The 16077-nt window shown below is 71.6% G+C and carries 10 protein-coding genes; 2 read left to right on the top strand and 8 right to left on the bottom strand.

What is annotated here, in order from left to right:
• Positions 1-70 precede the first annotated feature (70 nt).
• The 8 genes from ACIBAI_RS09615 to ACIBAI_RS09650 form a co-directional block, all read right to left on the bottom strand.
• Positions 71-787, bottom strand: a complete 717-nt coding sequence (locus ACIBAI_RS09615; RefSeq protein ID WP_399032538.1) for an ABC transporter ATP-binding protein — start codon at positions 785-787, stop codon at positions 71-73.
• A complete protein-coding gene (locus tag ACIBAI_RS09620; protein ID WP_399032540.1) occupies positions 784-1656 on the bottom strand; it encodes an ABC transporter ATP-binding protein in 873 nt (290 codons plus the stop codon). The genes ACIBAI_RS09615 and ACIBAI_RS09620 overlap by 4 nt, the downstream gene beginning before the upstream one ends.
• Before the next feature lie 5 nt (positions 1657-1661).
• A complete protein-coding gene (locus ACIBAI_RS09625; RefSeq protein WP_399032542.1) occupies positions 1662-3488 on the bottom strand; it encodes a branched-chain amino acid ABC transporter permease in 1827 nt (608 codons plus the stop codon).
• Positions 3489-3493: 5 nt separating this feature from the next.
• Entirely contained in the window at positions 3494-4423 is a 930-nt protein-coding gene (locus tag ACIBAI_RS09630; RefSeq protein WP_399032544.1) for a branched-chain amino acid ABC transporter permease, read from the bottom strand.
• 116 nt (positions 4424-4539) lie between these two features.
• The gene (locus ACIBAI_RS09635; RefSeq protein ID WP_399032546.1) at positions 4540-5754 is read right to left on the bottom strand and encodes a branched-chain amino acid ABC transporter substrate-binding protein; all 1215 of its coding nucleotides are present in this window, start codon (positions 5752-5754) and stop codon (positions 4540-4542) included.
• 817 nt (positions 5755-6571) lie between these two features.
• A complete protein-coding gene (locus tag ACIBAI_RS09640; protein ID WP_399032548.1) occupies positions 6572-7444 on the bottom strand; it encodes a trypsin-like serine protease in 873 nt (290 codons plus the stop codon).
• 141 nt (positions 7445-7585) lie between these two features.
• Positions 7586-8074 carry a PaaI family thioesterase gene (locus tag ACIBAI_RS09645; RefSeq protein ID WP_399032550.1) on the bottom strand — a complete coding sequence of 163 codons (489 nt, stop codon included), beginning with the start codon at positions 8072-8074 and terminating at the stop codon, positions 7586-7588.
• Positions 8075-8144: 70 nt separating this feature from the next.
• Positions 8145-10424 (bottom strand): FdhF/YdeP family oxidoreductase, encoded by a 2280-nt coding sequence (locus ACIBAI_RS09650; protein WP_399032552.1) that lies wholly within the window; start codon positions 10422-10424, stop codon positions 8145-8147.
• Between the two features lie 461 nt (positions 10425-10885).
• Between ACIBAI_RS09650 and polA the strand changes: the two genes are divergently transcribed.
• Both polA and ACIBAI_RS09660 read left to right on the top strand, forming a co-directional pair.
• Positions 10886-13606 carry a DNA polymerase I gene (polA, locus tag ACIBAI_RS09655; RefSeq protein ID WP_399032554.1) on the top strand — a complete coding sequence of 907 codons (2721 nt, stop codon included), beginning with the start codon at positions 10886-10888 and terminating at the stop codon, positions 13604-13606.
• A gap of 580 nt (positions 13607-14186) precedes the next feature.
• Positions 14187-15995 (top strand): lytic murein transglycosylase, encoded by a 1809-nt coding sequence (locus ACIBAI_RS09660; RefSeq protein ID WP_399032556.1) that lies wholly within the window; start codon positions 14187-14189, stop codon positions 15993-15995.
• The last annotated feature ends 82 nt before the right edge of the window (positions 15996-16077 follow it).

The raw sequence follows: 16077 nt of genomic DNA on the forward strand, positions 1-16077 counted from the left end.
GCGTGGGCGGGGCCCGCGTTCCCCGGGTGGCCGGGGGCGCGGGCCTCGTCGTGCGGCCGGGGGCGGTGTCTCAGTCCTCGCCGAGGTAGGCCTTGCGGACGGATTCGTCGTGGAGGAGGTCCTGGCCGGTGCCGGACAGGACGATGCGGCCGACTTCCATGACGTGGCCGTGGTCGGCGAGGGAGAGGGCGGCCTGGGCGTTCTGCTCGATGAGCAGGATGGTGGTGCCCTGGTCCTTGAGTTCCCGGATGGTCGTCATGATCTTCTGCATCATGATCGGGGAGAGGCCCATGGAGGGCTCGTCGAGCATGAGGAGTTTGGGGCGGGACATGAGGGCCCGGCCCATGGCGAGCATCTGCTGTTCGCCGCCCGACAGGGTGCCCGCGGCCTGCTTCCTGCGTTCTCCGAGGATGGGGAAGAGGTCGTAGGCGCGCTGGATGTCTTTTTCGATGCCTTCTTTGTCGCTGCGGAGGAAGGCGCCGAGGCGGAGGTTGTCCTCGATCGTCATGCGGGGGAAGATGTGCCGTCCCTCGGGGGAGTGGGCGAGTCCGAGGGAGACGATCTTGTGGGCGGGGGTCTTCTTCAGTGACGTGCCGTCGAATCTGATCTCGCCGGACACCGGCTGGAGCAGTCCGGACAGGGTTCTGAGAGTGGTGGTCTTGCCGGCGCCGTTGGTGCCGATGAGGGTGACGACCTGGCCCGCGTCGACCTTGAAGGAGATGCCTTTGACGGCTTCGATCTTGCCGTAGGCGACTCTGAGGTCCTGGACCTCCAGCAGTGCGGTCACTTGTCGTCCCCTTCCGTGGTGCTGTGCGCCTGGGCGTCGGCTTCGGCGGCTTCGACCTCGGCGGCTTCCTCCTTGCCCGGTGCGCCTTCGAAGGGGGTGCCGAGGTAGGCGGCGATGACGCGTTCGTCGGCCTGGACGACTTCGGCGGGGCCTTCGACGATCTTTTCGCCCTGGACGAGTACGGCGACGCGGTCGCAGAGGTTCATGATGAACCGGATGTCGTGCTCGATGACGAGGACGGCGATGCCCTTGTCGCGGATGGCGAAGATCAGTTCCTCGGCGGCGCGGGTCTCCTGCGGGTTCATGCCGGCGGTGGGCTCGTCGAGGAGGAGCAGGCCGGGCTCGCTCGCCAGGGCCCGGGCGATTTCGAGCTTGCGCTGTTCGCCGTAGGGCAGGTTGCGGGCGAGGTGGTCGGCCTTGGCGGCGAGGCCGGTGAACCGGAGGAGTTCCATGGCCCGTTCGCGGGAGGCTTGCTCCGCCTTCTTGAAGGAGGGCAGGCGCAGGAGTGCCGACCAGAGGCCTTCCTTGGTCCGGGTGTGCCGTCCGACCAGGACGTTCTCCAGGACGGTCATGTTGGCGAAGAGCCGGATATTCTGGAAGGTGCGGGCGATGCCAGCCTGGGTGACCAGGTGGGGTCTGGGCGGGAGGACGGTGTCCTTGTAGGTGACGGTGCCCTCGGTGGGGACGTACAGGCCGGTGAGGCAGTTGAAGAAGGTGGTCTTGCCGGCGCCGTTGGGTCCGATGAGGCCGACGATCTCGCCGGTGTCGACGGTGAGGTCGACGGAGCGGACGGCGGTGAGGCCGCCGAAGCGCATGGTGACGCCGCTGGCGTCGAGGACCGTCGTGGTGGTGGGTGTGGTGGTGGTCATGGCGGTCACGTCCCTGCCTTGGCGACGCCGGTGGTGCCTTCGGGCAGCGGTTCGTCCTCCGGTACGTCGAGCTGTCCGGTCTCGTGGAATTCGAGTTGTTTCCTGCGGTCGGCGACCAGGCCCTCGGGGCGGAAGCGCATGAGGAGCATGAGCGCGATGCCGAAGAGGAGCAGCTGGTACTCGGCCATGAACTGGAGTTTGGCGGGGATGAGGTAGAGCAGGGCGGCGCCGACGAGGGGGCCGCTGATGGTGCCCATGCCGCCGAGGATGACGGCGGCGAGCAGGAAGGCCGAGTTCGGCGGTACGGAGCCGGCGAACTGGTACTGCTCGGGGGTGACGCTGTAGGAGACGTGGGCCTGGACGGTGCCGGCGAGGCCGGCGAGGGAGGCGCCGAGGGCGAAGGCGAGGAGTTTGAGGCGGAAGCCGTTGATGCCCATGGCGGTGGCGGCGGTCTCGTCCTCGCGGATGGCGACCCAGGCGCGGCCGATGCGGGATTCCGCGGAGCGGCGGAAGACCAGGACGACGATGGCTGTGAACAGCAGCATCAGCAGGTAGTAGTTGCCGGAGCGGGTGAGTTCGTGGCCGAGGACGTCGTGCGGCAGTCCGAGGTTGAATCCGAAGATCTCCAGGTCGGGGATGTTCGGGATGCCGTTGGAGCCGTTGGTGACGTCGGGTCCGCTGTTGCCGTTGAGGTTGTTCATGGTGATGCGGAAGATCTCGCCGAAGCCGAGCGTCACGATGGCGAGGTAGTCGCCGCGCAGTCGCAGGGTGGGCGCACCGATCACCACGCCGAAGACCAGTGAGGCGGCGGCGCCGGTGAGGACGGCCGCCCAGAAGGGGAAGTGGACGCCGATGGTCGACTGGGGGGAGCCGGAGACGAGGGCGGCGGCGTAGGCGCCGACGCCGAGGAAGGCGACGTAGCCGAGGTCGAGGAGGCCGGCGAGGCCGACGACGACGTTGAGGCCCAGGGCGACCGTGGCGAAGATGAGGATGTTGGCGCCGATGAGGGCGAACTGGTCGTTGGTCTGGGTGAAGGGGAAGCAGATCGCGGCGGCGAAGGCGGCGGTGAGGGCGACGTTGCGGTGCTTGGCGGTGAGGGCCGAGAGCCGCTTGAGGAGGCCCGCGCGGGTGACGGCGGTGAAGCCGAAGCCGGCGGTGATCAGGAAGCCGATGAACAGTTCGGAGTATTCGGTGCCGATGCCGTACGCGAAGACGTACAGGCCGATGCCGAAGCCGGCGGCGATGACGAGGATCTCGGCCCAGGAGGGGAGTTCTTCGGGGTGGCCGGGGTCGGGGGCGGTGAGGGAGTGGCGGATCCGGCCCCGGAGGCCGGGGGCCGGGGCGTCGGGGTCGTGGGGCTGGTCGGCCGGGAGGCCGAGGGCGCCGATGACGGCGAGGAGGGCGCCGGTGCCGGAGAGCCAGGCGCCGGGTTCGAGGTTGACCAGGCCGCCGAGTTCGTAGGAGATGGCGCCCATGGCGTAGCCGGTGGTGGCGAGGACGCCGAGGGCGGCGAGCCGGACGGGGCTGTTGGTGCCGCCGGGGGTGAGCCAGCGGAGGCCGCGGATGCCGTGGCCGGCCAGGGTGAGCAGCAGGGTGAGGGCGGCTCCGACGAGGGTGAGGACCTGGAGGCCGCCGGGGTAGCCGGTGACGGTGAGGTTGCCGGGGAATTCCTCGGTCCAGGTCCAGGCGAGGAAGGTGCCGGCGAGGGCGAGGGCGGAGCCGGCCGCGGTGGTCGCGCGGGCCGCGGTGGTCGGCAGGGGGATGATCGGGGCGGTTCCGGCGGGCGCCCTGGTGGTGCCGGTGGTGTGGTCCATGGGGGTTTTGGTGGTCATGGGTATCACGCCCGATCCGCGACGCGTTCGCCGAGCAGGCCTTGCGGTCTGAGGAGCAGGACGAGGATGAGCAGGCTGAATGCCCATACGTCCTTCCAGGCGCCGCCGCCGAAGAGGTCCATGCCGGGGATTTCGCCGATGTAGCCGGTGGCGAGGGATTCGGCGACGCCGAGGACGATTCCGCCGAGCATGGCGCCGTAGATGTTGCCGATGCCGCCGAGGACGGCGGCGGTGAAGGCCTTGAGGCCCATCAGGAAGCCCATGCGGAAGCCGACTTGTCCGTTTTTCAGGCCGTAGGCGACGGCGGCGACGGCGGCGAACGCGGCGCCGATGGCGAAGGCCATGACGATGATGCGGTCGGTGTTGATGCCCATGAGTTTGGCGGTGTCGGGGTCCTGGGCGGTGGCCTGCATGCCGCGGCCGGAGCGGGTCCTGGTGACGAAGAGACCGAGGGCGATCATGCACAGGGGGGCGGCTATGAGGACGAAGAGGTCCCCGCGCTGGACGTTGGCGCCGAGGATGTCGATGGGGTCGCCTTCGAACTGCGGGAAGGAACGATCCTTCTTCGCGTCGGGGTACCACATCCAGACGACCTGCTGCAGGACGATGGACAGGCCGATGGCGGTGATGAGGGGGGCCAGCCGTGGTGCGGTGCGCAGGGGGCGGTAGGCGAACCGTTCGGCGGCGGTGGCGACGGTGACGGAGACGATGACGCCGCCGAGGATCATGAGGGGGACGGCGGCGGCGAGGGCGAAGCCGTCGGGGAGCACGAGCCAGACGGTGAGGGCCCCGAAGCCCCCGACCATGAAGATCTCGCCGTGGGCGAAGTTGATGAGCTGAACGATGCCGTAGACCATCGTGTAGCCGATCGCGATGAGTCCGTACATCGCGCCGAGGATGAGTCCATTGGCCAGCTGTTGCGGCAGTTCGTTCACCGCAGGGCCTCCGTGGAGTGGTTCGGATACGGCGCCGCGCGGGAGCGCTGGTGGACGCTGCCCGCGCGGCCTGGATCGATGTGTGAAGGAGGGGGTGTGCTCTGCTCGTCCCCTGCTCAGCTCAGCTTGGGCGAGCCGCTGTGCTCGGGCGCCCACGCGTTGTTCTTGACCTTGTACGCGGTCATCATCGTGTTGGTGGTGTCACCGAACTCGTCGAAGGAGATGGTGCCGGTGACGCCGTCGAACTCGACCTTGCTCATGGCGTCCAGGACGGCCTTGCGGCCGTCGGACGGGAGTTCGCCGTCGTTGTCCTCGACGGCCAGCTTGACGGCTTCGATGAGGGACCAGGCGGCGTCGTAGGTCAGGCCGCCGTAGGCCTCGTAGTCGTCCTCGTAGCCTTCGGCCTCGTAGTTCTTGATGAAGTCCTTGGCGGAGTCGAGCTGTTCGACCGGCTTGCCGACGGAGGTGGCGAGGTCGCCCTCGGCCTTCTTGTTCAGCTTCGGGTATTCGCCGGAGTAGATGCCGTCGCCGCCCATGAGCGGGATGTTCTGACCGCTGTCCTTGAGCTGCTGGCTCAGCGGGGCGGCGGCGGGGTATTCGCCGCCGTAGTAGAGGGCTTCGGCGCCGGTTTTCTTGATCTTGGCGACGACGGCGTTGAAGTCGCGGTCGTCGGGGTTGATGTGGTCGCTGCCGACGATCGTGCCGCCGAGCTTGGTGAAGTTGGTCTTGAAGGAGGCGGCGAGGCCGGCGCCGTAGGTCTTCTGGTCGTCGATCAGGTAGACCTTTTTCTTGCCGGCCTTGGTGTAGAGGTACTCGGCGGCGAAGGCGCCCTGGATCTCGTCGGTGGTGGCGGTGCGGAAGAAGGTCTTGAACTGGCGGACCGAGTCGCCGGTCTTCCAGCCGTCGCCCTGGGTCAGTTCGGTACCGGTGTTGGCCGGGGAGACCTGGACCAGGCCGGCGTCGTTGAGCGGCTTCTGCATCTGCTGCGAGACGCTGGAGTTCAGCGGGCCGACGACGCCGAGGACGTCCTTGTTGCTGATGAACTTCTGGGCGTTCTGCTGGCCGACGGAGGGCTGGGCCTGGTCGTCGAGGGGTTCGAGTCTGAACTCGATGCCCTTGACGTACTCCTCCTTGTTGGCGATCTTGACCGCGAGGTCGGCGGAGTTCCTGATGCCGAGGCCGAGGGCGGACAGGTCACCGGTGAGCGGGGCGTCGACGCCGATCACCACGGTGGTCTTGTCGCCGCCGCCACTGCCGTCGCTGCTGTCGTCGCGCGATCCGCAGGCGGTGAGGGTGAGCGATCCCGCCGCGAGCGCCGCGGTGATGGCCATGAGCGAACGTTGACGCACGAATAGTCCTTTCCCTGGCACGACGGCCCTCCACAGGACGCGCCGAGTCGAGCGCTGGACCGAAGTGGTTTTGAATCCGGTGGCGCGGTGACTGGCCGTGACTCTAAGCGTGTGTAGGGAACGTGGAGGAGTGTCTGGCAGAGGCTGTGACTCTCTTGTTATGACACGAGGTAATGCAGAGCGGTAACGAGGGGGTGGAAGCGCGGAATTCTGGCCGATTCGCCCGGTCCGTATGGTGAGAATCCGCAGGACGTGCCGGGGAAGTTCAGGCGTCTCGACTGTTTTGGTAATTACCCGGAATCGTTGCTGCAGGCGACCTGTGAGGCTTCGGTGAAGTGGTGCGCATAGCGTGTAACCGGGAGGAAACCGCGAGCTTGTATTGCGTGCTTATTACGTAGAGTTACGCCCAGGAAAGGGAATCCGGCGTTCCTCGATACTTTCACGCAATTCGCCACATGCGGCGTGATCAAGATCCTCCGAGGGTCCGGCGTCGTCCGGAGGAGGGGCTCGGGGGCCGGTGCGGCCGGGAGGCCGCGGGCGGGGCCGCGTGGTCCGGGAAGCGGTCACCGGAGGCGGGGCGCGCTCGCCACCCCGCCGCGGAGCCGGCGCCGCCGGGCGCCGGCCGGCGGCGCCGGCACCGCCCCGGGACGACGCGGGGCCCCGTGCCGGGGAGCGGGCGGGGAGGCGGGGGAGGGGGTGCGTCCGCGGCGGCTCGGCGAACCGCCGCGGGCCGTGGGCCCGGTGCCGGGCCGGGGCGGAAACCCGGCCCGGCGGGCGCCGGATCGCGGTGGGCGCCGGGTTACGGCAGTTTCACGAACGGCGCCAGGAAGGCGCGGGCGCCCGCCGTGTCCAGGCGGTACGTCACGTTCGTCGCGTAGCACGGGGTGTCGCCCGTGATGGTGGTGGCGGCCAGGACCGTCCTGCCGTCGATCACCGCGAAGTTGGGGCCGCCCGAATCGCCGTAGCACGCGCCGCCGTTGCCCTGCGGCGCGGTCATCCCCAGGCGCACCCAGGAGTCGTTGAGGGCGTCGAAGGCGACGGGCGCCTTCATCCGGACGCCGCCGCCCGGGTGGATCTGGCCGCCGGGGCCGTTGACGGCCTCCCGGGTGCCGTAGCCGGCGACGAACCAGTCGGCGGAGTTCAGTCCGCGCGGGCCCAGCTCGCCGAGCCGGCCGGCGGTCGGCAGCGTGGCCGGTGTGAAGTTCCAGCGCGCCCCGACCTCGGCGGCGGGCAGCTCGACCACCGAGATGTCGTGCGTGTCGGAGGCGGGGCCCGGATAGCCGGGGTGGCTGTGGGCGGTGCCCTCGACGGCGACGGCGCTCGCCTGCGCGGCCGGGTCCCCCGGATGCTTCCGCGCGGCGGCGTCCAGTCCGGCCTGCACGTCCTGGTCCAGCGAGACGTGGAACCGCACGTTGTCCGGCCAGTCGGTGGTGCAGTGCGCGGCGGTCAGGAACGTGTCCGCGTCGATCATGGTGCCGGAGCAGACCCAGTCGACCCGGTCGGGGGTGGCGGGGGCGCCGTCGTCGTCCCAGGTGGCCACGAGCGCGCCGACCTCGGTGCGTTCGGGTGCGGGCGTCGCGTTGTAGGAGTTGATCGCGAAGGACGGCGGCGCGGTGGCGAGCAGGGCGGCACCGGCCGCGGCGGTGACGGCGAGAGCGCGTACGACGGTCAAGAGAAACCCTTCCGGGGTGGGGTGGGGCGTGGGTTCTCCTGTGGGGGGGAGTCAGTGAAGCGCGCGGAGGCGGCCGCGGCAAGAGCGCGTCCGCCTCCGCAGGGTTTTCCCTCGGTCGGCGGGCCCGCCGCGCGCAACCGGTCAGCTCGCCGCGCCGGCCTGTTCCCCGTCGCCGGGCCGCATGTCGCGCAGCATGCAGGTCAGCCGTGCGGTGCACACCCTCCTGCCGTCCTCGTCCGTGATGACGATCTCGTAGGTGGCCGTGGAGCGGCCCCGGTGGACGGGGGTGGCCACGCCGGTCACGAGCCCGGAGCGCACGCCCCGGTGGTGGGTGCAGTTGAGGTCGACGCCGACCGCTGTCTTCGAGCTGCCGCCGTGCAGCATCGACCCGATCGAGCCGAGCGTCTCGGCCAGCACCGCGGAGGCGCCGCCGTGCAGCAGCCCGTACGGCTGGGTGTTGCCCTCCACCGGCATCGTCCCGACGACCCGCTCGGCCGACGCCTCCCGTATCCGCACGCCCATCCGCGTCCCGAGGTGCCCGGCGGAGAACAGCGCCGGCAGGTCGACGCCGAGCGCGGCGTACTCGTCGACGACTTCCTGAGGGAACTTCACGTGCTGCTGCTCGCCCATGGGACCCGGCTCCGTTCGTCGTGATCGGTGCGGCTGCCCGCCGACGGCTGCCCGTCGGCTGAGCAAACGCTCAGTCGGTCGTCGATTGTTCCAGACGGACGACGACGGACTTGCTGGCCGGAGTGTTGCTGGTGTCCGCGGTGGCGTCCAGCGGCACCAGGACGTTGGTCTCCGGGTAGTACGCGGCGGCGCAGCCGCGGGCCGTCGGGTAGTACACGACGCGGAAACCGGGCGCCCGCCGCTCCACGCCGTCCCCCCACTCGCCGACCAGGTCGACGTACGAGCCGTCCGCGATGCGCAGGGCGGCGGCGTCCTCGGGGTTGACCATGACCACCCGGCGGCCGTTCCTGATGCCGCGGTAGCGGTCGTCGAGGCCGTAGACCGTGGTGTTGTACTGGTCGTGGGAGCGCAGCGTCTGCAGCAGCAGCCGCCCCTCGGGCAGTTCGGGGTACTCCACCGGCGCGGCGGTGAAGTTGGCCCTGCCCGTGGCGGTCGGGAAGCGGCGCTCGTCGCGCGGGGCGTGCGGCAGCGCGAAGCCGCCGGGGCGGGCGACGCGCGCGTTGAAGTCCTCGAAGCCGGGGATCACGCGTGCGATGCGGTCCCGGATCGTCGCGTAGTCCTTCTCGAACTCCTCCCACGGCACCTTGCTGCGCTCGCCGAGGACCCGGCGGGCCAGCCGGCACACGATGGCCGGCTCGGACAGCAGATGCGGGCTCGCCGGCCGGAGCCGGCCGCGCGAGGCGTGCACCATGCCCATGGAGTCCTCCACGGTCACGAACTGCTCGCCGCCGGCCTGCACGTCGCGCTCGGTGCGGCCCAGGGTCGGCAGGATCAGGGCCCGCGCGCCCGTGACCACGTGCGAGCGGTTCAGCTTGGTCGACACGTGCACGGTCAGCCGGGCCCGCCGCATCGCCGCCTCGGTGACCTCGGTGTCGGGCGAGGCCGAGACGAAGTTGCCGCCCATGGCGAAGAAGACCTTCGCCTCGCCGTCGCGCAGCGCGCGGATGGCCCGGACGACGTCGTGGCCGTGCGCGCGGGGCGGGGCGAAGCCGAACTCCCTCTCCAGGGCGTCCAGGAAGGCGGGGGCGGGGCGCTCGACGATGCCCATCGTGCGGTCGCCCTGCACGTTGGAGTGGCCGCGCACCGGGCACACGCCCGCGCCGGGGCGGCCGATGTTGCCGCGCAGGAGGAGGAAGTTGACCACTTCCCTGATGGTCGGCACGGCGTGCTTGTGCTGGGTGAGGCCCATCGCCCAGCACACGACGGTGCGCTTCGAGGCGAGCACCATGCGGAGGGCCTCCTCGATCTCCGCCCGCGTCAGACCGGTCGCGGTCAGCGTCCCGGCCCAGTCGGCGGCGCGGGCGGCCGCGGCGAACTCCTCGTAGCCGTGGGTGTGTTCGCGGACGAAGTCCTCGTCGACCGCGCCCTCGGTCTCGATGATCAGCTTGTTGAGGAGCCGGAAGAGGGCCTGGTCGCCGCCGATGCGGATCTGCAGGAACAGGTCGGTGAGCGCGGCGCCGGCGGTCAGGCCCCTGGGCGTCTGCGGGTTCTTGAAGCGCTCCAGCCCGGCCTCGGGCAGCGGATTGACGCTGATGATCCGCGCGCCGTTCGCCTTGGCCTTCTCCAGGGCGGAGAGCATGCGCGGGTGGTTGGTGCCGGGGTTCTGGCCGGCGACGATGATCAGGTCGGCCCGGTACAGGTCCTCCAGCAGCACGCTGCCCTTGCCGACGCCGATGGTCTCCGACAGGGCCGAGCCGGACGACTCGTGGCACAGGTTGGAGCAGTCCGGCAGGTTGTTGGTGCCCAGCTCGCGGGCGAACAGCTGGTAGAGGAAGGCGGCCTCGTTGCTGGTGCGCCCCGAGGTGTAGAAGACGGCCTCGTCGGGGGAGCCGAGGGCGGCGATCTCCTCGGCGACGATGTCGAAGGCGCGCTCCCAGGTGACCGGCTCGTAGTGCCGGGCCCCCTCGGGGAGGTACACGGGGTGCGTCAGGCGCCCCTGCTGGCCGAGCCAGTAGCCGCTGCGGCCGGCGAGGTCGGCGACGGAGTGCGCCGCGAAGAACTCCGGGGTGACCCGGCGCAGCGTGGCCTCCTCGGCCACCGCCTTCGCGCCGTTCTCGCAGAACTCCGCCGTGTGCCGGTGCTCCGGCTCCGGCCAGGCGCAGCCGGGGCAGTCGAAGCCGTCCTTCTGGTTGACGCGCAGCAGGGTCAGCGCGGTGCGCCGCACGCCCATCTGCTGCTGGGCGATCCTCAGGGTGTGCCCGACGGCCGGGAGGCCCGCCGCCGCGTGCTGCGGCTCGGCGACCCGCGGCGCGTCCTGCACCGGATCACTTTTGGGCGGCTTCGTGGCCATCGCGCCCCTCCCCATTCGACTGCCTGCGTGAGGCTTCGGCTGTCCGCGTGCGGTACGACTCCGATCCTCGCACGGGACACCGACGACGATCACGGACGTGCACCGACGGCGACCACGGGCGTGCGGAGAAGCGGGAGCGACGCCCGCGGCGGAGCGGCTGCCGCGGGGCGAGCCGACGGACCGGACAACTCCCGGCCGGACAGCCCCCGCTCGCGCGCTCGTGCCGCCGGGAGCCCCGCCGTCGGGGACCGCTCCCGCCGCCGGGGCCCCGCCGCCGGCGGTTGCTCCCGCCGGCGGGACCCCTGCCGTGCGGAGCCGCTCCCGCCGCCGGAGGCCATCCGGTCCTCGGGCGATTCCCCGCCACGCCGGTGACCGGTCACGACGAACCCGGACCGGCGGTGCCGGGCCGACCGGACCCGGATGGCGGCCGACTGTCAGCGGCTCGTGGCAGGATCGGGGGCGTGGCAGAAACAGCATCGAAGAAGACCGACACCACCCCCGGCGGCCGCCCGCGCCTGATGCTCATGGACGGGCACTCGCTGGCCTACCGCGCGTTCTTCGCGCTGCCCGCGGAGAACTTCACGACCGCGACGGGCCAGCCGACGAACGCGATCTACGGCTTCGCGTCGATGCTGGCGAACACGCTGCGTGACGAGTCCCCCACGCACTTCGCGGTGGCGTTCGACGTCTCCCGCAGGACCTGGCGGTCCGAGGAGTTCACGGAGTACAAGGCGAACCGCTCCAAGACCCCGGACGAGTTCAAGGGCCAGGTCGAGCTGATCGGCGAGCTGCTCGACGCGATGCACGTCTCCCGCTTCGCCGTCGAGGGGTACGAGGCGGACGACATCATCGCCACGCTCGCCACCCAGGCCGAGGCCGCGGGCTTCGAGGTGCTGATCGTCACCGGTGACCGCGACTCCTTCCAGCTGGTCAGCGACCAGGTCACGGTGCTGTACCCGACGAAGGGCGTCTCGGAGCTGACCCGGTTCACCCCGGAGAAGGTCGTCGAGAAGTACGGACTGACGCCCGCCCAGTACCCCGACTTCGCGGCCCTGCGCGGCGACCCGTCCGACAACCTGCCGGGCATCCCGGGGGTCGGCGAGAAGACCGCCGCGAAGTGGATCAACCAGTTCGGTTCCTTCGCCGAGCTGGTCGCGCGCGCCGACGAGGTCAAGGGCAAGGCCGGACAGAACCTCCGCGACCACCTGGAGGCCGTCAAGCTCAACCGCCGGCTCACCGAGCTGGAGCGGCAGGTCCAGCTGCCCAAGACGGTCACGGACCTGGAGCGGGTGCCGTACGACCGCAAGGCCGTCGCGCTGGTGCTGGACACCCTGGAGATCAGGAATCCCTCCCTGCGCGAGCGGCTCTTCGCCGTCGACCCCGGCGCCGGGGAGACCGAGTCCGCGCCGGTCGAGGCGGACGGCGTGGAGCTGGACGGCACGGTGCTCGGCACCGGAGAGCTGGCCGGCTGGCTGGCCGAGCACGGCACCCAGGTCCTCGGCGTGGCCACGGTCGACACCTGGGCGCTCGGCACCGGCTCGGTCGCCGAGATCGCGCTGGCCGCGCCCGAGGGACCGGCCGCCTGGTTCGACCCGTCCCAGCTGGACGAGACCGACGAGAGGGCGTTCGCGTCCTGGCTGGCCGACGACGGCAGGCCGAAGGTCTTCCACGACGCCAAGGGCGCGATGCGGGTCTTCGCCGAGCACGGCTGGCGCGTCGAGGGCGTCACCATGGACACCGCGCTCGCCGCCTACCTGGTCAAGCCGGGCCGCCGCTCCTTCGACCTGGAGGCGCTGTCCCTGGAGTACCTGCACCGGGAGCTGGCCCCCGCCGCGGCCGACGGCCAGCTCGCCTTCGGCGCGGACGACGGCGCCGAGGCCGAGACGCTGATGAGGCAGGCCCGCGCCGTCCTCGACCTGGGCCAGGCCTTCGAGAGCCGCCTGCGGGAGGTCGGCGCCGCGGACCTGCTGCGCGACGTGGAGCTGCCGACGTCCGCGCTGCTGGCCCGGATGGAGCGGCACGGCATCGCGGCCGACCGCACCCACCTGCAGGCCATGGAGCGGATGTTCGCCGGCGCGGTGCAGCAGGCGGTGAAGGAGGCGCACGCGGCGGCCGGGCACGAGTTCAACCTGGGCTCGCCCAAGCAGCTCCAGGAGGTCCTCTTCGGCGAGCTGGGCCTGCCGAGGACGAAGAAGACCAAGACCGGCTACACCACGGACGCCGACGCCCTGGCGTGGCTGGCCACCCGGACGGACAACGAACTGCCGGTGATCATGCTCCGCCACCGTGAGCAGGCGAAGCTGCGCGTCACCGTCGAGGGCCTGATCAAGACGATCGCCGCGGACGGCCGTATCCACACCACGTTCAACCAGACGGTCGCCGCCACCGGCCGGCTGTCCTCGACCGACCCGAACCTGCAGAACATCCCGGTGCGCACGGACGAGGGCCGGGCGATCCGCCGCGGCTTCGTGGTCGGCGAGGGCTTCGAGTGCCTGATGACGGCGGACTACAGCCAGATCGAGCTGCGCGTGATGGCCCACCTGTCCGAGGACGAGGGCCTGATCGAGGCCTTCACCTCGGGCGAGGACCTGCACACCACGGCGGCCGCCCAGGTCTTCTCGGTCGAGCCCGCCGCGGTGGACGCCGAGATGCGCCGCAAGATCAAGGCGATGTCGTACGGCCTGGCGTACGGGCTGTCGGCCTTCGGCCTGTCCCAGCAGCTGAACATCGAGGCGGCCGAGGCGCGTGCCCTGATGGACGCGTACTTCGAGCGCTTCGGCGGCGTACGGGACTATCTGCGCCGGGTCGTCGACGAGGCGCGGGCGACGGGCTACACGGAGACCCTCTTCGGCCGCCGCCGCTACCTGCCCGATCTGAACAGCGACAACCGTCAGCGCCGCGAGACGGCCGAGCGCATGGCGCTGAACGCCCCGATCCAGGGCACGGCGGCCGACATCGTCAAGATCGCCATGCTCAACGTGGACCGGGCGCTGCGGGAAGCGGACCTGAAGTCCCGCATGCTGCTCCAGGTGCACGACGAGATCGTCCTGGAGATCGCCCCCGGCGAGCGCGAGGCGGCGGAGGAACTCGTCCGCCGCGAGATGGCCGGCGCCGTCCGCCTCCGCGTCCCCCTGGGCGTCTCGGTGGGCGCCGGCCCGGACTGGGAGTCGGCGGCCCACTAGCGTCCCGGCAGGCGCCGCCCGCGCGCCGGGGAGCGGCGGGGCCGGTGCGCGCTCCCGGCGTGCCGGCCCGAAGCCCCCGCACCGGACGCGCCGGACGCACCGACCGCACGGGCGTACGGACGTGCCGGATGCGCTCGGGTTCTCGGCCGGTGCGGCGAGCGGGGGGCGCCTGCCCCCCGCCCGGTCCCGGCGGTGCGCGCGGCGGGCAGCGCGGCCGCCGCGCGACTCGGGGAACGGCAACCCGGCTGCCCGCGCCGGGTGTTGGCCGGGGGCCGGCTCGGACGATCGGGCGCCCTCGGCGCGGGGCAGGGCCGGTGCGACGACGCCGTATGGCCAACCGGTGAAAATCGGGCGCGAACGGGTGTCCGGGCGAAGGAAGTTGTCGTAGGGTCGCCTGGGTCGGCATGGCGGGGTCCCGGCCGGGCAGGCGGGCCGAGGGAACGGCCGCGTGCCGACGACAAGTGAACAACGCAGGCAGACGCGCCGCGAGGGCAACCAGTGGCGCCGGCCGATCGTCACACCAGGGCGAGCACAGCAGACGCGGACGGGCGCTCGGGCGCCCACAGGAGGGGTTCACTCTATGGCGGCGCAATTCGGCAGGAGGCTGCGCAAGGGAGCGGCAACCACAGCCGTGGCCGCGTTGGCGGTCGCGGCCCTGTCCGCGTCCCAGGCTCCGGGGGCGACGGTCGACGGCCTCGGCAGACAGTCCACCACCGATGCCACGCCCTCACCCGAGGCGAACGCCGACGGCAGCGCGACCGGCAACTCCCCGTACTACACGGACCTGCCGCCGCTCAACAGCCCGAGCCCCTCGCCGACCGCGGGCACCCCCGTCGCCCGGGGCGCGGCGGAGGCGGGCATCCCCGCCACCGTCCTCGACGCCTACCAGCGGGCCGCGGCGGCGCTGCGCTCCGCCAAGCCGGGCTGCAACCTGCCCTGGGAACTCCTCGCCGCCATCGGCAAGGTGGAGTCGGGTCAGGCCCGCGGCGGCCGGGTCGACGCGGAGGGCAACACGCTGAGCCCGATCCTCGGTCCGCAGCTCGACGGCAACGGCTTCGCGCTCATCAAGGACACCGACAACGGCGCCTACGACGACAACAGCAGCTACGACCAGGCCGTCGGCCCCATGCAGTTCATCCCGTCCACCTGGGAGTGGGCGGGCCGCGACGGCAACGGCGACGGCAAGAAGGACCCCAACAACATCTACGACGCGGCGCTCGCGGCCGGCCACTACCTGTGCCGCAACGGCTGGGACCTGTCCGTCCAGGCCGACCTCGACCGCGCGATCCTCAGCTACAACAACTCCCGGGACTACCTGAACACGGTCCTGTCGTGGCTGGAGTACTACCGCAAGGGCACGCACGAGGTCCCCGACGGCACCGGCACGATCCCGGTCAACCGCAGCGACACCACCGGCACCGGCTCCAATGCAGCTTCCGGCTCCGGCTCCAATGCAGCTTCCGGCACCGGTTCCGGCACCGGCACCGGTTCCGCTTCCGGCGACGGCGGGACCGGGTCGCCTTCCACGCCGCCGGAGGACACCACCCCGCCGAGCACCCCGCCCGGCGGCGACGGCGGCTCCCAGAACCCCGGCCCGTCCCCGTCGCAGCCCCCGGCCTCGCCGCCCGCCACCCCCACCGACACGGTGGACCACCTGGAGCACGCCGGCGCCGCCGAGCTCACCGCGACGGCGGGCGCCGCGTTCGCCGAGCGGATCGGCGCCCGCGCCGAGACCGGGAGCGGCAAGGCCGTCGCCAAGGTGCGGATCCGCTTCACGATCGTCGGTGACACCGACGCCGTCTTCACCGGCGGCGAGCGCGTCGCCACGGTCCTCACCGACGCCTCCGGCGTGGCCGTCGCGCCCGTCCTGCGGGCCGGCGAGAAGACCGGCGGCTTCACGGTCCGCGCCACCGTCGTCGGCCGCGCGGTCGCCACCGTCGACTACGCGGCGACCGTCACCGAGCGTGTCGCCGACACCCTCACCCGGACCGACGACGCCGCCCTGACCTGCACCGCGGGCGGCGAGTTCGCGGACCGGGTCGCGGTGCGGGCCACGTACCGGGGCGCCGCCGCCGGCCGGGTCGCCGTCACGGCGACCCTCGTCAAGTCGGCGTCCGACCCGGCCGAGAACGACAAGGGCCCCTACTTCAAGGACGCCGCCGGCGCACCCGTACGCACCCTGACGGGCCTGCGGACCGACGCCGACGGCCTGCTGACGCTGCCCGAGCTGTACGCGGACGACACCGCCGGCACGTTCGTCCTCCGCCTCACCACCGCGGGCGGGGCCACGCTCGACGTCCCGCTGACCGTGGCGGCGGCCGAGGCGTCCCCCAGCCCCGCCACCAGCCCCTCCGCAGGCGCCGGCCCGTCGGCGAGCCCCGGCGCGTGACGCTCGTACGACACGGCGGCGCTCCTCCGCCCGGAGGAGCGCCGCCGCCGTACGGGCGCCGTCTCCCCCTCCCGCCGCTTCG

Origin of the sequence: Streptomyces sp. NPDC051041 (assembly GCF_044456065.1) — a bacterium.
Taxonomy (GTDB): Bacteria; Actinomycetota; Actinomycetes; order Streptomycetales; family Streptomycetaceae; genus Streptomyces; species Streptomyces glaucus.